This window comes from Actinoplanes sp. ATCC 53533, assembly GCF_003947245.1.
Window position 1 is genome coordinate 58,628 of the sequence record NZ_QHHV01000125.1, and the last position, 18,002, is coordinate 76,629.

At 73.3% G+C, this 18,002-nt stretch carries 13 protein-coding genes; 4 read left to right on the plus strand and 9 right to left on the minus strand.

Translation table 11 applies throughout. From position 1 onward, the window contains the following. Nucleotides 1-71: 71 nt before the first annotated feature. Complete coding sequence (locus tag DMB66_RS35630) at nucleotides 72-884, plus strand: hypothetical protein (protein ID WP_125808527.1); 813 nt, start codon at nucleotides 72-74, stop codon at nucleotides 882-884. Between the two features lie 22 nt (nucleotides 885-906). Here the strand turns inward: DMB66_RS35630 and DMB66_RS35635 are convergent, their stop codons facing one another. From DMB66_RS35635 to DMB66_RS35675, 9 genes are all read right to left on the minus strand, one after another. After that, entirely contained in the window at nucleotides 907-3,129 is a 2,223-nt protein-coding gene (locus tag DMB66_RS35635; protein WP_125808528.1) for a bifunctional diguanylate cyclase/phosphodiesterase, read from the minus strand. A gap of 92 nt (nucleotides 3,130-3,221) precedes the next feature. Further along, entirely contained in the window at nucleotides 3,222-5,453 is a 2,232-nt protein-coding gene (locus tag DMB66_RS35640) for a bifunctional diguanylate cyclase/phosphodiesterase (RefSeq protein ID WP_125808529.1), read from the minus strand. A gap of 91 nt (nucleotides 5,454-5,544) precedes the next feature. Further along, the gene (locus tag DMB66_RS35645) at nucleotides 5,545-7,176 is read right to left on the minus strand and encodes an acyl-CoA dehydrogenase family protein (RefSeq protein ID WP_125808530.1); all 1,632 of its coding nucleotides are present in this window, start codon (nucleotides 7,174-7,176) and stop codon (nucleotides 5,545-5,547) included. 10 nt (nucleotides 7,177-7,186) lie between these two features. Next, nucleotides 7,187-7,915, minus strand: coding sequence for an alpha/beta hydrolase (locus DMB66_RS35650; protein WP_125808531.1), 729 nt, complete (start codon nucleotides 7,913-7,915; stop codon nucleotides 7,187-7,189). 67 nt (nucleotides 7,916-7,982) lie between these two features. Continuing rightward, nucleotides 7,983-8,762, minus strand: coding sequence for a MerR family transcriptional regulator (locus tag DMB66_RS35655; protein ID WP_125808532.1), 780 nt, complete (start codon nucleotides 8,760-8,762; stop codon nucleotides 7,983-7,985). A gap of 44 nt (nucleotides 8,763-8,806) precedes the next feature. Further along, complete coding sequence (locus DMB66_RS35660; protein WP_125808533.1) at nucleotides 8,807-9,568, minus strand: ABC transporter permease; 762 nt, start codon at nucleotides 9,566-9,568, stop codon at nucleotides 8,807-8,809. A gap of 9 nt (nucleotides 9,569-9,577) precedes the next feature. Then, nucleotides 9,578-10,396 (minus strand): ABC transporter ATP-binding protein, encoded by an 819-nt coding sequence (locus DMB66_RS35665; protein ID WP_233625068.1) that lies wholly within the window; start codon nucleotides 10,394-10,396, stop codon nucleotides 9,578-9,580. Nucleotides 10,397-10,611: 215 nt separating this feature from the next. After that, nucleotides 10,612-12,210: a helix-hairpin-helix domain-containing protein gene (locus tag DMB66_RS35670; protein ID WP_125808535.1), complete on the minus strand. Its 1,599-nt coding sequence runs from the start codon at nucleotides 12,208-12,210 to the stop codon at nucleotides 10,612-10,614. Nucleotides 12,211-12,535: 325 nt separating this feature from the next. After that, complete coding sequence (locus DMB66_RS35675; protein WP_199752813.1) at nucleotides 12,536-13,441, minus strand: LysR family transcriptional regulator; 906 nt, start codon at nucleotides 13,439-13,441, stop codon at nucleotides 12,536-12,538. Between the two features lie 11 nt (nucleotides 13,442-13,452). Here DMB66_RS35675 and DMB66_RS35680 point away from each other — a divergent pair, with 11 nt between their 5' ends. The 3 genes from DMB66_RS35680 to DMB66_RS35690 all read left to right on the plus strand — a co-directional run bounded on the left by DMB66_RS35680 (nucleotide 13,453) and on the right by DMB66_RS35690 (nucleotide 17,926). Beyond that, nucleotides 13,453-14,580, plus strand: a complete 1,128-nt coding sequence (locus DMB66_RS35680) for a TDT family transporter (RefSeq protein WP_199752814.1) — start codon at nucleotides 13,453-13,455, stop codon at nucleotides 14,578-14,580. 27 nt (nucleotides 14,581-14,607) lie between these two features. Further along, nucleotides 14,608-16,374 carry a dynamin family protein gene (locus tag DMB66_RS35685; protein ID WP_125808536.1) on the plus strand — a complete coding sequence of 589 codons (1,767 nt, stop codon included), beginning with the start codon at nucleotides 14,608-14,610 and terminating at the stop codon, nucleotides 16,372-16,374. 127 nt (nucleotides 16,375-16,501) lie between these two features. Continuing rightward, a complete protein-coding gene (locus DMB66_RS35690) occupies nucleotides 16,502-17,926 on the plus strand; it encodes a dynamin family protein (RefSeq protein WP_125808537.1) in 1,425 nt (474 codons plus the stop codon). Nucleotides 17,927-18,002 lie beyond the last annotated feature (76 nt).

The window sequence follows — 18,002 nt, forward strand, 5'->3', positions numbered from 1 at the left end:
CGCGAGGGCGGCCACCGCTACGGTTCTCTCCCGGCGCATGCCAGCGCCCACCGTCATGAAGGGGGACCCGCATGAGTGCCGGCACCGAGGCACCTCCGAGCGCTCCGGAGTCGACCACCCAACACCTCGTGCGCCGCACCGGCGTGGTGGCGGACGTGCTCGGCGTGGCCGGCGGAGTCGCCGCTTTCATCAAGGGCGACTTCGATCTGTTCGCGCTGAGCATCGTCGCCGTCATGCTGATCTCCGCCTCCTGGTTCTGGCGGCGCCGGACCAGCACCGCGGTGGGCCTGCTCGTGACCGGCTGCGTGCTGGTCGGCTGCGTCGCCACGCTGGCCGTCAACCGTTGGCTGCACCCGCAGCCGGCCGGCGCGACCGCGGCCGGAGCGCCCCAGCGCGGCCCGGTCACCGCGGGCACGGCCCAGCCGCCGGCCGGGATCGCGACGCAGGCCGCGACCGGCAGCTCCGGGTCAGGCAGCACTGTGGCCGACGGCGACGCGCCGCAGCCGGTCGTGGTGGTGGACCAGACGGTGACGCTGGAACGCGGCGCCGCCGCCGACGTGGACGCGCCGGATAAGCCGCCCGCCCAGAACCGTGCGGACGGCGCCACCGGGGAGTACGACCTGTACCACGATTGGGGTGCGGTCAAGTCGGACACGGTCCAGCCGATCAACGGCCCCAACGCGTACACGTATCCGGGTGGCAACCCGGGCAACGCCTACTCCACCTGCAAAGAGGTGTTGGCGACGGCAACGCCCTACATGTCCACCACGGGGGCTTTCTGCTTCCGCACCTCCGCCGGGCGGATCGGATATGCCGTGACCACCCGCGAACGCAGCGACCACGCTTTCGTGCTCCACGTCGTGGTCTGGAACGATCCGGCATAGCGGGTCTCCGGCGGACACGAGGCTAGGTGGTGGCTGCGACGACCCGAGGCGTGAAGTCTGGATCGGCGACCGGCCTGCCGAAGTGGTATCCCTGGGCCAGCTGGTAGCCGAGCCGGTGCAGCTCGGCGGCCTGTTCCGCGGTCTCCACGCCCTCGGCGACGGCGGTCAGGCCGAGGCCCTCGCTGACCCGGATCAGGGCGGTGGCGATGACGGCGTGCCGGCCGGCCATGGTGATGTTGTCGACGAAGGACTTGTCGACCTTGAGGACGTCCACCGGGACGGTCTGCAGCAGGCCGAGCGACGAGTGCCCGGTGCCGAAGTCGTCGAGGGCGATCCGGACCCCGAGGGCGTGCAGCTCGTTGAGGGTCAGCACGGCCTGGCCGCCGCCGAACACCGCGGTCTCGGTGACCTCCACGGTGAGCCGGCCGACCGGCAGTCCCGTCTCCCGCAGGGTCCGCGCGACCACGGCCGCGAAGCCGGGCCGGGCGAGCTGCCGGGCCGAGACGTTCACGCTGATCCGCTCCGGGGCGTGTGCTCCCCAGTCGGCCAGCCACTCGACGGCCTGGGCGCAGGAGGTGCGCAGGATCCACTCGCCCAGCTCGATGATGAGCCCGTTGTGCTCCGCCGCCGGGATGAACCGGTCGGGGGTGATCACGCCGCGTTCCGGGTGGTCCCAGCGGACCAGCGCCTCCACCGCCCGCAGCCGGCCGTGCGGCAGTTCCACGATCGGCTGGTACACCATCCGGAACTGGCCGGTGTCCAGCGCGGTGCGCAGCTCGGCGCCCAGGCGGGCCTGCTCGTCGGCGGTGTCGTCGAGGTCGGCGGTGTGGCGGCGGTGGGTGTCACCGGAGTTCTTGGCGGCGTACATGGCCACGTCGGCGCGGCGGAGCACCTCGACGGGGTTGTCGGTGCCCGTACCGTCGGCCACCCCGATGCTGACGCCGACCAGCAGGTCGTGCCCGCCGGCGTGCACGGGCTCGCGCAGCGAGCCGGCCAGCCGGAGCACGGTCGCGTCGGCGGCCGCGGCCGTCGCCCCGGTGAGCAGCACCGCGAACTCGTCACCGCCCATCCGGGCCACGAGCGCGTCCGGGCCGGCGGCGCGGAGCAGGCGCTCGGCGACGGCGACGAGCAGCCGGTCGCCGACGGCGTGCCCGAGGGCGTCGTTGACCTGCTTGAAGTCGTCCAGGTCCAGCAGCGCCACCTGCATCGTCCCGGCGGCGAGTCCCTCGGTCAGTCCCTGCTCCAGGCGCCGCCGGTTGGCCAGCCCGGTCAGGTCGTCGGCCATCGCGAGATCCTTGAGCTGATCGGCCTGGTGCTGGACCTGGGACACGAAGCCCGACATGCGCAGCACGACCAGGACGAACAGCACCACGGCCCCGGCGGCGATGGCCAGCCGGTCCAGGGCGTTGTCGCCGATGCCGGGCACGAACAGCAGGGCGGGGGCGAGCAGGGAGCAGAACGCGAGCAGGATCAGCCGGGACCGGCCCACCCGGCCGCTGGGCCGCAGCGCCGTCGTGCCCGTCCAGCGCATGGAGGGATGCAGGGCGGCCGCGGCCCACCCCACGTAGGAGAGTAGCCAGCCGGCGTCCAGCAGGCTGCCGTCGTCGTCGGAATGAAGCGAGACCAGGGAATAGGAGACGTCCGCGACGAGCAGCATCAGGGCGGCGAAACCCAGCAGGCGGCCGCTCACGGTGCGCTGGCCCGCGCTGGTGAAGAACCGGGCCAGCATCGCCAGCAGCAGCGCGTCGCCGGCGGGATAGGCGACCCCGATGAACCGTTCCAGCGTCGAGGCCGTCGAGTCGGCCGCGATCGGGTGCATGACGAACACCCAGAACACCAGCCCGAGACCGGTCGCCACGATGGCGGGGTCGATCAGACCGGCCACGTCACTGCCGCGCCGGCCGCGGGTGAGCATCATCAGGCCGACAACCAGCATCGGGTACGCGCTCAGATAGAAATAGTCCGCTCCCGACGGGTACGGCTCCTCGTGCAGGATGTACTTGTAGTACTCCCAGGCGAGGTCACCCAGGACCCAGGTGGTCTGCCCGGCGGCGAACCAGTACCACATGGCCGGCCGGGACGCCCGGTGCAGGCGTACGGCGAGCGGGATCACCAGGCAGGACAGCAGCCCGATGACGTTGTAGACCACGTTCGACCACAGGCCGTCCTTCGGCAACAGGGCGTGGGCACCGGTGGCGAGCACGCCGAAGACGAGCCACCACCACCAGAGCTGTTTGTGCCGCATGGTCTGCCATCGGTCGTCGGCGTATTCATCTGAGGATTTCCCCGTCCGACCACCCCGCCACCGCCCTGGAACGGACTGACGACTCCCCGGCTTCACGCGACGGCCGTCATTCCGACGGCCGCTGAGAAGTCGGGCTCCGCTACCGGCCGGCCGAAGTGGTAGCCCTGGGCGAGGCGGTAGCCGAGGCGGTGGAGTTCGGTGGCTTGTTCGGCGGTTTCGACGCCTTCGGCGACGGCGGTGAGGCCGAGGCCGTCGGCGACCTGGATCAGGGCGGTGGCGATGACGGCGTGTCGGCCGGCCTTGGTGATGGTGTCGACGAAGGTCTTGTCGACTTTGATGGTGTCGACCGGGACGGTCTGCAGCAGGCCGAGGGAGGAGTGGCCGGTGCCGAAGTCGTCCAGGGCGATGCAGACGCCGAGGTGGCGGAGGTCTTTGACGGTCTGGACGCTTTGGCCGCCGCCGAAGACGGCGGTTTCGGTGACTTCGATGACCAGGTGGTGTGCGGGTAGTCCGGTGGTGGTGAGGGTGTGTGCGACCAGGTCGGTGAAGCCGGGTTCGGCGAGTTGGCGGGCGGAGACGTTGACGCCGATGCGGCCGGGTGCGTGGGTGCCGTGGGTGTGTTGCCAGGTGACGGCCTGGGTGCAGGCGGTGTGCAGGATCCAGGCGCCGAGTTCGACGATGAAGCCGTTCTGTTCGGCGACGGGGATGAAGTCGGTGGGGTTGATGAGGCCGCGTTCGGGGTGGTGCCAGCGGATGAGGGCTTCGACGGCGACGAGGTGGGCGTCGGGCAGGGCGACGATGGGCTGGTAGACGAGCCGGAACTGGCCGGTGTCCAGCGCGGTGCGCATCTCGGCGCCCAACCGCGCCTCCTCGCCCGCCCGTTCGTCCAGGTCGGCGGCGTAGCGGCGGGCCTGGTCGCCGCCCTGGGCCTTGGCGGCGTACATCGCGATGTCGGCGCGGCGCAGCACCTCGTACGGGTCGTCGGTGCCCTCGCTGTCGCCGATGCCGACGCTGGCGCCGACCAGCAGCTCGTGCCCCGCGACCTCGATCGGGCGGCGCAGCGAGGCGGTGAGCCGGTCGACGATGGCCGCCATGTCGGCCGGCGACGTGCCGGGCACCAGGACGGCGAACTCGTCACCGCCCATCCGGGCGGCCACGTCGTCCTCGCGCAGCCGCTCGGCGATGCGCCGGCCCACGATCGCGAGCAGCCGGTCGCCGACGGCGTGACCGAACCGGTCGTTGACGTTCTTGAAGCCGTTGAGGTCGAGCATCGCCACCTGCGTGGGGCCGGCCGCCACCGCGGCGGCGAGCCGTTCCTCGAAGAGCCGGCGGTTGGGCAGGCCGGTCAGGTCGTCCCGCATGGCCAGGTCCTGCAACTGCTGCGACTGCCGTTGCACCTGGGTCACGAAGCCGGACATCCGCAGCAGCACCAGCACGAACAGCACCACGGCGCCGACGCCGATCGGCAGCCAGCTCAGGTGCGGGAAGCCCAGCGAGCCCTGGATGAACAGCAGGACCGGGGCGAGCAGCGTGCTGGCCGCCAGCAGGATGAGCCGGCCCGGGCCGAGCCGGGCCTCCGGGGTACGGGCCGGTGCCGGATTCGCGGCGGACGGGTGCAGGGCCGAGGCGCCCCAGGCGACGTTGCAGAGCAGCCAGCCGACCGCGACCACGCCCTCGAGGTCCGGGTGGGAGGCGATGACGAGCTGGTAGCCGACGTCGGCGGCGAGCAGCGCGCCGGTGCCCGCGATCATCACGACCATGCTCACCGTCAGCCGCCCGGTGCGGGTCAGCATCCGCGCCAGCAGGGCCAGCAGCAGCACGTCGCAGGCCGGATAGGCGGCGCCGAGCAGGCGTTCCACCAGCGGGACCGTGCCGTCGCCGGCGATCGGTCCGATGGTCAGGATCCACCAGAGCAGGCCCAGGCCGGTGGCGATGATCGCGGCGTCGAGCAAGCCGGCGACGTCCCGGCCCCGCCGCCCCCGGGCCAGCAGCAGCGTGCCGGCCGCCAGCAGCGGGTATTCCCCCAGGTAGAAGACGTCGGCCAGGGAGGGGAACGGCGGCTGGTGCAGGACCTGCCGGTAGATCTCGTACGTGACGTCGCCGGCCAGCCGGAACGCGACGGCGGCGGCGAAGACGTACCAGCCGAGGCGATTCGGCGGCCGGTTGCGCCGGATGCCCGCCAGCACCACCAGCAGCGTCAGCAGGACGAACGTGTCGTACATGAACGCCGCGGCCGGGGTGCCGTCCCCCATGAACGGGTATGCGACGCAGACCGGCAGCCCAACCGCCGTCCACGCCGCGACCGCTCGGTCGACCCGATTCATCCGCACGACGAGCCATCGGCACCGCCGGGCGGCACCTGAGTTTTCGGGCGGCGACCGGGCGCCGCTCGCGCCGCTGCGCCGGTGCCCGGCGTCAGGCCGGCAGCGCCCGGTCGACCAGGGCCGCGGTGTCCACGCCCCGGGGCAGCGTGCCGAACGAGTGCCCCCAGTCGCCGCCCAGGCGGCTCGCGCAGAAGGCGTCGGCCACGACCGCCGGGGCGTGCCGGACCAGCAACGCGCCCTGCAACACCAGCGCCATCTGCTCCACGACCCGGCGCGCCTCGGCTTCCAGGTCCTCCCCGTCGCCGAGCCGCTCGGTCAGCCTCGCCGTGGCCGCGTCGAGGCGGGCGTCCCCGCCGGCGGCCGCGCCGACCTCGGCCCGGAACGCCTCCAGGCTCGCCGGGTCGCGGCGCAGCGCCCGCAGCACGTCGAGCGCCTGGACGTTGCCGGAGCCCTCCCAGATCGAGTTCAGCGGGGCGTCGCGGTACAGCCGGGGCAGGCCGGACTCCTCGACGTAGCCGTTGCCGCCGAGGCATTCCAGCGCCTCACCGACCACGGCGGGCTGCCGCTTGCAGACCCAGAACTTGCCGACCGCGATAGCCAGCCGGCCGAACGCGCGTTCGGTGGCGTCGCCGCGCGCCCCGCGATCCACGGCCCCGGCCAGCCGCAGGGCCAGCGCCGTCGCGGCCTCCGACTCCACCGCCAGGTCCGCCAGGACGTTGCGCATGAGCGGCTTGCCGATCAGCGGCCCGCCGAAGGCGGCCCGGTGCCGCGCGTGGTGCACGGCCTGGACCAGCGCGGCGCGCATCCCCGCGGCCGAACCGGTCACGCAGTCCAGCCGGGTCATCGCGACCATCTCGATGATGGTCCGCACGCCCCGGCCCTCCTCGCCGACCAGCCATGCCACTGTGTCGTCGAACTCCGGCTCGCTGCTGGCGTTGCTGCGGTTGCCGAGCTTGTCCTTGAGCCGCTGGATCCGGAACGGGTTGCGCTCGCCGCCGGGCAGCACCCGGGGCACCAGGAAACAGGAGAGCCCGGCCGGGGCCTGGGCCAGCACCAGGAACAGGTCGCACATGGGCGCGCTGGTGAACCACTTGTGGCCGCGCAGCCGGTAGGTGCCGTCGGCGGCCAGGGACGCGGTGGTCGAATTGGCCCGGACGTCCGAGCCGCCCTGCTTCTCGGTCATGCCCATGCCGGCGAGCAGGCCGCGCTTGGCCGCCGGGGTGCGCAGGCCGGGATCATAGACCCGGGCGGTGAGCAGCGGCTCGTAGACGGCGGCCAGCTCGGGGGCGTTGCGCAGGGCCGGGACGACCGCGTACGTCATCGAGATCGGGCAGGTGTGGCCCGCCTCGACCTGGGCCCAGGTGAACAGGCCGGCGGTGCGGGCGACGTGCGCACCGGCCCGGCCGTCCGACCACGCGGCGGCGGCCAGGCCCTCGCCGACCGCCACCTCCATGAGGTGGTGCCAGGCCGGGTGGAACTCGACCTCGTCGACGCGGTTGCCGTACCGGTCGTAGGTGAGCAGGCGCGGCTCGTACCTGTTCGCCTCCTCGGCCCAGCGCTGCGGCTCGGCCTGACCGCCCAGCTTGCCCAGCCGGTGCAGGTCGTCGGCCGCCCAGCCGGCGCCCTGCAGGGCGAGGCCCTCGAGCAGGGCGGCATCGGCGGCGATGTCGTGACCGGCCAGGGGCGGCGGCTGGTTGACGACCTCATGGGTAGACGCGGGCATGTCCCCGAATCTAGGCCCTGACACCCGCCGATGGCGAGGGCGGAGACCAGGTCCGGGCCATGCCGGCGATCCGCGCGGCGACGCCGGCGGGATCGACGATCTGGTGCAGGTGCAGTCCCGGGATCCGCTCCACGGCCCAGCCCCGCGCGGCGGCCTCGTTCGCGACCCGCTCGTACGGCGGGCCGAACAGCAGATAGCCGCACGGCTGCGCGTCCCAGCCCTCCGGCACCGGGATCCGCTGCTCGTAGTAGCTCAGCGGCAGCCGCGGCTGCTCGGCCTCGACGGACGCGCGGGTCGCGGGATCCGGGAACATCGGGGCCACCTCGGCGTCGTCGAACCACGCCGTCCACGGCGGCAGGACGCCGTCGACGGCCTTCTCCCGCAGGAACGCGATGTCCTCGGCGGTGGCGACCGCGGTGGAACCCTGCCGGGCGGGCAGTGCCGCGTCCACGAAGAGGCAGCCGACGACCGGCCGGGCGGCCGCGGTGGCGACGACCGGCACGAACAGCCCGGCGTTGCTGTGCGCGACGAGCACCACGGACCGGTCCGCCGGCAACCCGGCGACGGCCGCGCCCACCAGCTCCACGACCCGGGGCCAGAACGGCGGGTCGGCGGCGCCGACGCCGGCCAGGGACGGCACCACCACGGTGGCGCCTCCCGCGCGCAACTCCTCGGCGACCGGGCGCCACGTCCCCGGGCCGACCGACGGGCTGTGCACCAGTACGAAAGCGGCGTCCATGATGCTCACAGTCCCGGAAACAGGCCTTCGTGACCAGTGCGGCGCGTGAAGCCCTCAGCGAAACCGATCAGCCGGGCGGCTTCGCCAGCCGCTCCATCCGGGTCCAGCGGGCCCAGCCACGCTCGCGCATCAGCTCCAGCACCCGCCCCGTCCGCGGGTCGGACTCGAGGGCGAAGGCGTCCAGCAGGTCGAACATGGCGTCGTCGTCCGCCATGTCGCCGTCGCCGAGCTCGCCGGCGGCTTCTGCCTGCTCGGCCAGGCCGACCATGATGTCGGCGACTTCCACCAGGCGCGAGTCGTCGTCCGCGTCGCTGTCGGAGATCTCCGACAGGACCCGGTAGAGCCGCACGAGTAGCGGGTTCTCGAGCTGTGCGAATTTTCCGGGCATGACCTCGCGGACGCCGTCGGGCCAGCGAGCCGCGAGCAGGACCCACCCGTCCCGCTCGGCCTGCACCATCCGCTCCGACACCCCGATCTCCCGAAGCCGGTCGAGATAGGCGGTCACCTCCGGCGGGAGCGCCAGGCTGTCTCCGGCGGCGAGCTGCGCGATCTGCTTGCGGCTGGTCTCGAGCCGGTCGATCTCGTCGCGGAGGTGGTCGTCGATCCGCTGGACCGCTTCGAGGAAGGTCGGTGGGTCGGCTTCGAGCATCTGATCGAGCTGGGACAGCGGGACGCCGGCGTTGGCGAGGGTGCGGATCTTGATGAGGGTCACGACCGCTGTCGCGCCGTACCGCCGGTAACCCGAAGCGTCCCGTTCCGGCTCGGGCAGCAGCCCGATCTGGTGATAGTGCCGCACCGCCCGCACCGTGACGCCGGCGTAGGCCGCCAGTTGACCGATCGTCAGCATGCTCTGATCCTGCCCCAACTCGCCCGGACCCGGTCGCTGCCGGCTCAGGAGATCCTGCGACGGTAGGCGACGTTGGCGAAGATGTAGGCGACGACGAGGAGGCCGACGCACCAGGCGACGGCGGTCCAGATGCCGGTGCCGACCGGCTGCTGGGTGAACAGGTCGCGGATCGCGTTGACGATGGAGGTCACCGGCTGGTGTTCGGCGAAGGCGCGCACCGGGCCGGGCATGGTGCCGGTGGGCACGAAGGCCGAGCTGATGAACGGCAGGAAGATGAGCGGGTAGGCGAACGCGCTCGCGCCGTCCACGGACTTCGCGGTGAGACCGGGGATGACGGCGAGCCAGGTCAGCGCCAACGTGAACAGCAGGAGGATGCCGGTGACCGCGAGCCAGGCCAGCACTCCCGCGCTCGAGCGGAAGCCCATGATCAGGGCGACGCCGACGACGACCACGAGCGAGATCACGTTGGCGACCATCGAGGTCAGCACGTGCGCCCACAGCACGCTCGACCGGGCGATCGGCATGGAATGGAATCGCTCGAAGATCCCGCCCTGCATGTCGCCGAAGAGCCGGAACGCGGTGTAGGAGATGCCCGACGCGATGGTGATGAGCAGGATGCCGGGAAGCATGTAGTTCACATACGAGACCGACCCGGTGTCGATCGCACCGCCGAACACGTAGACGAACAGCAGCATCATGGCGATCGGTGTGATCGCGGTCGTGATGATGGTGTCCAGGCTGCGGGTGACGTGGCGCATGGTCCGTCCGGTGAGGACGGCGGTGTCTCCGAAGAAGTGCGTGGTCATTGTTGTTCCCTACTTCTTGTGCTCGCCGAGGACGTTCTCGCCGACGACCGCGTTCTTGCCGACGACCGCGAAGAAGACGTCTTCGAGGGAGGGTTGCTTCTCGACGTACTCCACCTTGGCGGGCGGCAGCAGCTGCTTGAGCTCGGCCAGGGTGCCGTTGACGATGATCCGGCCCTGGTGCAGGATCGCGATCCGGTCGGCGAGCTGTTCGGCCTCGTCCAGGTGCTGGGTGGTGAGCAGCACGGTCGTGCCGCCGTTGGCGAGTTCCTTGACGGCCTGCCACACCTCGACGCGCGCCTCCGGGTCCAGCCCGGTGGTCGGCTCGTCGAGGAAGATGACCGGCGGATTCCCGATGAGACTCATCGCGATGTCCAGGCGGCGGCGCATGCCACCGGAATACGTCGCGGTCCGCCGGCCGCCCGCCTCGGTCAGCGAGAAGCGCTTCAGCAGGGCGTCCGCGATCGCGCCCGGGTCCTTGAGGTGCCTCAGCCGGGCGACCAGCACGAGGTTCTCCCGCCCGCTGAGGATCTCGTCGACCGCCGCGAACTGCCCGGTGAGGCTGATGGACTCGCGCACGCGGGCGGCCTGCGTCGCGACGTCGAAGCCGTTGACCCGGGCCGTCCCGGAGTCGGCCTTGAGTAGCGTGGAGAGGATCTTCACGACCGTGGTCTTGCCCGCCCCGTTGGAGCCGAGCAGGGCGAAGATGCTGCCCCGCGCCACGTCGAGGTCCACGCCGCGCAGGACGTGCAGCGCCTTGTACGACTTCTCCAGGCCCTGCACGTGGATCGCAGGCTCCCGGGCCTGATCTGTTGTTGAAGGGATGCTCATGAGAGCCAGCATGGAGGGTTGACGCTGCGTCAGGGGCAAGCCCGGTGCGGGTCGAATACGAACAAGATTTCCGGCTGACCTTCGGACACCCGTACCTGGAAGGGCTGATCGCCTGGTCCGCGCCGACGGCGAAGGCCCAACCCCGAGCCCGGGGTTGGGCCTTCCTCGTCCATCGGTCTTCGTCGTGCGGTCAGCCCGGCTCGGCGGGCCCGGGGTCAGCTCTGCAGGACGTTGCGGTCGGCGAGCAGCTTCGCCTGCTGCGGCCACGTGACCAGGCTGGCCGAGGCACGCATTCCGGCGGCGGCGATCGCTGCCCGCAGCGCCGTCTCCTCCGTCGCGGCCAGCTGCGCGTAGGTGGTGATCCCGGCGGAGACGAGGGCGCCGGCCATCTTCGGGCCGATGCCCTCGATCCGGGTCAGGTCGTCCGGGGCGGCCGTCTCGGCGGAGTCGGGGCTGCGCTGCGCCGGGACCGCCTCGGCGGCCGTGTCGCCGACGGGCTCCGCGACGGGCGCGGTCTCGAACGCCGGGGTGGCGTCGACGCTCGCGGCCGGTTCGAAGAGGGAAGCCGGCTCCTGAGCCGCAGCCGGCTCGGTCTCGGTGGCCGCGGTCGGCTCCGGGGTCGCGGCCGGGATCAGGCTCGGGGCCGGGTCCGCGGTGACGGCTGGGTCGGTGACCGGGTCCGGGCTGAACGCGGCGTCCGGTCCGGTGGCGGGCTCGGTGGGGACGGAGATGGGCTCCACGCCCGGCTCGCGGTCGGCCGCCAGGTCGTCGGCGAGGGCGGTGAAGCCGCGCTGGTCGCCCTCGGCCAGCAGGCGGGCCTGCGCCGGCCAGGTGGCCAGGTTGGGCGAGAGGCGCAGCTTGGCGGCCTTGATCGTGGCCCGCAGCGAGGCGAGGTCGGCGTCAGCCAGCTCGCGGTAGGTCGTGATGCCGGCGGCGGCCAGCGTGGCGGCGATCTTCGGGCCGATGCCCTCGATGCGGGTCAGCTTGTCGGCCGGCGGAGCGATGCCGGTAGCGGCCGGCACCGCAGCGACCGCGACGGGCTCGGCTGCTGCGACGGGCACGGCGATTGGCTCGGCGTCTGCGACGGTGGCCGGCGTGCTGTCCGCGACCGGCTCGGTTTCCGCAACCGGCTCGGTTTCCGCGATGGGCTCGGCCTCTACGGCGGGCTCGGCTTCCGCGACGGGCTCGGCGTCTGCGACGGTGGCYGGCGTGCTGTCCGCAACCGGCTCGGTCTCGGCGACGGGCTCGGTTTCCGCGATGGGCTCGGCCTCTACGGCGGGCTCGGCTTCCGCGACGGGCTCGGTCTTTGCGACGGGCTCGGCGTCTGCGACGGTGGCCGGCGTGCTGTCCGCAACCGGCTCGGCCTCGGCGACGGGCTCGGCTTCCGCGACGGGCTCGACCTCCGCGACGGGCTCGGTGGCGGTGGCCGGCGACGTGTCCGGGACGGAGACTACTTCCGGCTTCGGCTCTTCGTCGGATGCGGTCTCCGCGACCGACACAGTGTCGGTGGTGGGCGTGGCAGCGACAACCGGCTCGGCGACCGGCGCCGGCTCGGTGAAGGACTCGGCGGGCGGCGAATCCACCGAGATCGGCTCGGCCGGGGACGAGGTCGCCGGGATCGGCTCGGCCTCGGCGGCCTGCTCAGCCGGCTTGACCGGCTCTGTTGTAGTGGTCTCGACGGGCACGGCAACGGCGGCCGCCGGGGCGGTTTCCGCTGCTGCGGACCGCCGGGAAACAAGGATCCGGCCCCAGATCAGCCAGCCCGCGAGCAAGCCGACCAAGAGCGCGGCAACGATGGACAGGAGCGATGCCACGGCATGCCTCCGAAGACGAGGGTCGAGATGTAGGCGCGCAGCTTCGCACATCTCGATACCGACTCGGTTGCGGCGTGCCGTTTTCGTGACCCCGGACGGGTGATTTCCCCACGAGCCGGTCAGGTCTTGGTTTCGGTGCGTGACTGTTGGCGTCGACTTCGGGCTTCGTCGATGACGCACTCGAACGGGAACAGCGCCTCGAGAGCCTGGCGGGTTCTGCTCTCTCCCGGAAATTTCGCATGACCGGCTCCAAACCACCTATTTCGCTGCGACCGCGTCTCCTGCCCGGAGTGCCGGGCGAGTGTCCACGAACGACGGCCCCGGATCAGCCGGGCCGGTGCCGCCGGGCGATCGCGTACAGGTCGCGGGCCGGGCCGATGAGCTGGGCCGACGCCGGCCACACCGCGCGCAGCTGGCGCTGCAGCGGCATCGCCGTCGGCACCGTGACCAGGGTGCCCGCGGCCAGTTCGGCGGTGACGGCGAGCGAGCTCAGCACCGTGGGCCCGCTGCCGGCCGCCACCGCGTGCTTGATCGCGGTCGTCGAGGACAGCTCGAGCAGCGGCGCCGCCGCGGTCAGCGGGGCCAGGGCCTCCTCGAACGCGCGCCGGGTGCCCGAGCCGGCCTCGCGGGACACCAGCGGGGTCGCGGCCAGCTCGGCCGGGGTGACGCCGCGCCGCCGCTTGGACCACGGGTGCCCGGGCGCGACGACGACCGCCAGCCGGTCGGTGGCGACGGTCTCGGAGTGCAGGCCGGCCGGCGTGTCGGGGCCCTCCACGAAGCCCAGTTCGACCTGGCCGGTGAGCACCGCGGCCGCCACGTCGGCCGAGTTCGCCGCCCGCAGGGTCACGCTCAGCCCCGGGTGCCCGGTCCGCAGCGCCACCAGCCACTGCGGCAGCAGATATTCGGCGACGGTCTGGCTGGCGGCCACCGCGAGCCGGCTCTCGTGGGTGGCGCGCAGCGCCGCGACGCCGGTGGCGAGCGCGTCGGCCGCCTCCACGGCGGCCCGGGCCCAGTCGGCGACCAGGGCGCCGGTCGTGGTCAGCGTCGAGCCGCGCGGGGAGCGGTGCAGCAGGGTCACGCCGAGGCGGCGTTCCAGCTCGCGCAGCCGGGCGCTGGCGGCCGGCTGGGAGATGTGATGTGCGGTCGCCGCGCGGCCCACGCTGCCCAGCCGGGCGACGCTGAGCAGCAGGTCGAAGCCGGTGAGGTCGGTCACCTGCGGCGGCAGAGGCATAACCGCAGACTATGACCCCCCAGGCGGGCGACCGCTACCGGGGACCCGGCGGGACCCCGACAGTGGAGATCATGACCGTCCTGCTCGACCGCCCGGTACGCCGCGCCCCGATCGTCATCGGCCCCAACTGGTTCGCCACCGTCATGGGCACCGGCATCGTCGCCACCGCCGCGGCCACCCTGCCGCTGCACGTGCCCGGCCTGCGCACCCTGGCGACGGCCGGCTGGGCGCTGGCCTCGATCCTGCTGGTGGTGCTGGCGGCCGCCGCGGTCCGGCACCGGGCGGGCTACCGCGGCGACGTCGTCTCGGAGCAGTTCTGGGGCGCGCCGCCGATGGCGCTGATGACCGTCGGCGCCGGGACGCTGCTGCTGGGGCGGGACTGGATCGGCGAGCCCGCGGCGGTCGCGGTCGCCGTCGTGCTCTGGACCGGCGGCACCCTGCTCGGGCTGGCGGTCGCCGTGGTGATCCCGTACCGGTTGCTGAGCCGGCACCGGCCCGGCCCGGAGACGGCCTTCGGTGGCCGGCTGATGCCGGTCGTGTCGCCGATGGTGTCGGCGGCGACCGGCGCGCTGCTCGTGCCGCACGTGGCGGCGCCCGTCGAACTCCTGGTGGCCTGCTACGCGCTGGCGGGGATCAGCCTCGTCGCGGCGGTGCTGGTGTTCGGGCAGCTCTGGCGGCGCCTTGTCCGGTACGGCCCCGGCGCTGCCCGGATGGTGCCGACCTGGTGGATCGTGCTGGGCCCGATCGGTCAGTCGGTCACCGCCGTGCACCTGCTCGGGCGCGCCGCCGACGGCGTGCTGAGCGAGCCGTACGCTAGCGCCGCGCAGCTCGTGGCCGTGCTCTACGGCGTACCCGCGCTCGGTGTGGCCCTGTGCTGGGCGGGCCTGGCCGCCGCGATCACCGTGCGCACCGCGCGCGCCGGGCTGCCCTTCTCGCTGACCTGGTGGAGCTTCACCTTCCCGGTGGGCACGGTCGTCACCGGCGCCAGTGGCCTGGCCGCCCGCACCGGCTCCGCTCTGCCGGCCGCCCTCGCCGTGGCGCTCTATGCGATGCTGCTCGCCGCCTGGTCGGTTGTCGCTGTCCGCACGCTGAGCGGGGCGCGCCGGGGCGACCTACTCCGGCCGGCACCGCCCGCGTAGCCTCTGACCAGGGCTGCGTCGAATTGAGTGAGGGAGTCGTTGGGCACGGACCTGCTCGCCGAGCTGGCCGCCGCACGCCGGCTGGCCGCCGCCCACGACCGGCCCGATCTCGCCGGGCGGCTGGATCGCGCGGCGGCGCAGGCGCGCGGCGGCGACGTGACCGTCGCGGTGGTGGGCGAGTTCAAGCAGGGTAAGAGCACGCTGATCAACGCCCTGCTGCGCACCGACGTCTGCCCGGTGGACCCCGACGTGGTCACGGCCCTGCCGACAGTGCTGCGGTATGGCAAGGAGCCCTCGGTCACCCTGCGGGTGCCCGCCGACGACGGTTCCGTGGAGGCCGTCGCGGTGCCGTTCGACCAGCTTCGCCGGTATGTCACCGAGGGCGCGCCGGCGGCGGACGGTGCGCGGGCGCCGCGCAGCGTGGAGGTCCGCCTCGACCGGCGGCTGCTCGGCGCCGGGCTGTCCCTCATCGACACCCCGGGCGTCGGCGGCCTCGACTCCGCGCACGGCAACCTGACCCTCGGCGCGCTGTCCGGCGCCGGGGCGGCACTGTTCGTCACCGACGCCTCCCAGGAGCTGACCGCTCCCGAGGTCGACTTCCTGCGCCGCATCCTGCAGCGCTGCCCGGTCGCCTGCTGCGTCGTCACCAAGATCGACCTGTACGAGGAGTGGCGGCGCATCGTCGAGCTGAACGCCGGTCACCTCGCCGCCGCCGGTCTCGACGTGCCGATCGTGGCCGTCTCGTCGTTCCTGCGGCTGCGCGCCCAGGCCCGGGACAGCACCGAGCTCAACGCCGAGTCCGGCTATCCGCGCCTGGTCGAGCTGCTGCGCCGCGACGTGCTCGAGGCGGCCCGGGCGGGTGCCCGGACGGCCGCGCGCGCCGAGCTGGCCTTCGTCGTGGCCCAGCTGCGTGAGCGGGTGGCGGCCGAGCAGGCCGCGGCGAGCTCACCCGCCGCGGCGGTGACGCTGGTCCAGCGGTACGCCGAGAAGGAGCGCCGCAGCCGCACGCTGGGCTCGTGGCAGACGGTGCTCGGCGACGGCATCCAGGACCTCACCGCCGACGTCGATCATGACCTGCGCGAACGCCTGCGGATGATGCTGCGCTCCGGCGAGGAACTGCTGAACGAGTCCGACCCGCGCGACACCTGGCAGGACTTCCAGGCGTGGGCGGCCCGGGAGGCGTCCGCCGCCGCCGTCGACAACCTGTTGCTGCTGACCACCCGCACCGAGCAGCTCGCCCGCGACGTGGCCGCCCGCTTCGACCTCGAATACGAGGGACTCGAGCTCGACCTGCCCTCGCCCGAGCAGGGCCTGGACAAGGTGGGTGACCTGGCGGTCGACTTCCACCGCTCCGGCATGCGGCAGTTCCTCGGCGCGTTCACCGCGGCCCGGATCACCTACGGCGGCTTCTACATGCTCGGCGCCCTCGGCGCGCTGTTCAACGTCGCCATCGCCGCGCCGATCGGCCTGATCGCCGGCCTGACGCTGGGCCGCCGGCTGGTCAAGCAGGAACGGGAACGGCAGATCCAGCAGCGCCGCCAGCAGGCCCGGGCCGAGCTGCGCCGCTACGTCGACGACGTCTCGTTCCACGTGGGCCGCGACTCGCGCGAGGCGGTCCGGCGCACCCAGCGGCTGCTGCGCGACGAGTTCGGTGCCCGGGCCGCCGCGGTGGAACGCTCCACGGCGGCGGCCGCCTCGGCGGTGCGCGAGACGGCGGCGCTGCCCGGCGACCAGCGGCAGGCCCGGGCCCGGCAGCTGGCCGCCCTCCGCGCCGAACTGGACCGGCTGGCATGACCGACCGCACCGAGCGGCGCCCGGCCGCAGTCGACAAGCCTTCAGTCCGGCCTTGGGCGGCGGGCGGGGCGGTCGGATGGGGCCCCGTAGGCGAGGGCCAGGAGGGCATGCCCAAGGTGACTCAGCCATGACCCTGCTGAATGACGTGCGCACCCTGCTGGACCGGGCGCTGGCCGAGACCGGGGACCCGGCGGTGCGGGCGGCGCTGACCGACGCGCGCCGCCGGCTCGGCGAGCCGCTGCGGGTCGCCATCGCCGGCAAGGTCAAGGCGGGCAAGTCCACCCTGCTCAACGCGCTGGTCGGCGAGGGCCTGGCGCCCACCGACGCGGGCGAGTGCACCCGGATCGTCACCTGGTACGCCGACGGCCCGACCTACGCGGTCACCGCCCACCTGACCGACGGCAGCACCCGCACGCTGCCGTTCCACCGGGTCGACGGCGCGGTGCGGATCACCCTGGACCGGCCCGCCGGGCAGTACGACCACCTCGAGGTCCGCGTCCCCAGCTCCCGCCTGCGCCGGCACACCCTGATCGACACCCCCGGCATCGGGTCGCTGTCCACGGAGGTGTCCCTGCGGACGACGGCGTTCCTCGACGCCGAGGCCGACCGTCCCGCGCAGACCGACGCGGTCATCTACCTGCTGCGCCACCTGCACGCCGGTGACGTGCGCTTCCTGGAGTCCTTCCACGGCGACGACCTGGCCAGCGGCACGCCGATCAACACGGTCGGTGTGCTCTCCCGCGCCGACGAGATCGGCGGGGCCCGGCTCGACGCGATGGCGGCCGCGGCCGCCGTCGCCGCCCGGTATGCCGCCGACGACCGGCTGCGCCGGCTCTGCCCGGTGGTCGTCCCGGTCGCGGGGCTGCTCGGCGCGGCCGGCGCGACCCTGCGCGAGGAGGAATACCGCACCCTGGCCGCGGTGGCGACGGCGCCGATGGCCGAGGTGGTCGAGCTGCTGCTCACCGCCGACCGGTTCGCCGGCTCGGCGCCCGAGCGGCGGGAGGCGCTGCGCAGGCTGGGGTTGTTCGGCGTACGGCTGTCGGCGCGGTTGATCCGCGAGCAGAAGGTGCACGACTCCGCCGACCTGGCCGCCGCCCTGACCGCGCACAGCGGCATCGACCGGCTCCGCGAGGTCTTCGCGGCCCAGTTCGTCGGGCGCGGCGAGGTGCTCAAGGCGCGTTCGGCCCTGGTGGTGCTCGACGAGTTCCTGGACCCCGGCTCGGCGCTGGCCGCCGAGGCCGAGCGGATCCGGGCCAGCGCGCACGAGTTCGTCGAGCTGCGGCTGCTGCACCTGCTGCGCTCCGGCCGGCTGCCGGGCACGCCGGCGCAACTGGCCGAGATGGACCTGCTGCTGGGCGGGGCGGGCGGGGCCGCGTACCTGCGGTTGGGGCTGCCCGCCGAGGCGCCGCCGGAGCGGATCGCGGCGGCGGCCCGGGAGGCTCTCACCCGGTGGCAGACGCTGGCCGAGCACCCGTTCTCGGCCCGGGAGCTGCGCCGGGCGGCGCGCGCGGTCGCCCGCAGCTGCGAGGGCATGCTGGCCGTCGCACCCTGATCCTTCGCGGTCAGGCTGCGGGCGGTTGCAGTCAGGCTTCGGGCGGCTGCGGGGCGGCTGCGGGCGGCTGCGGGCA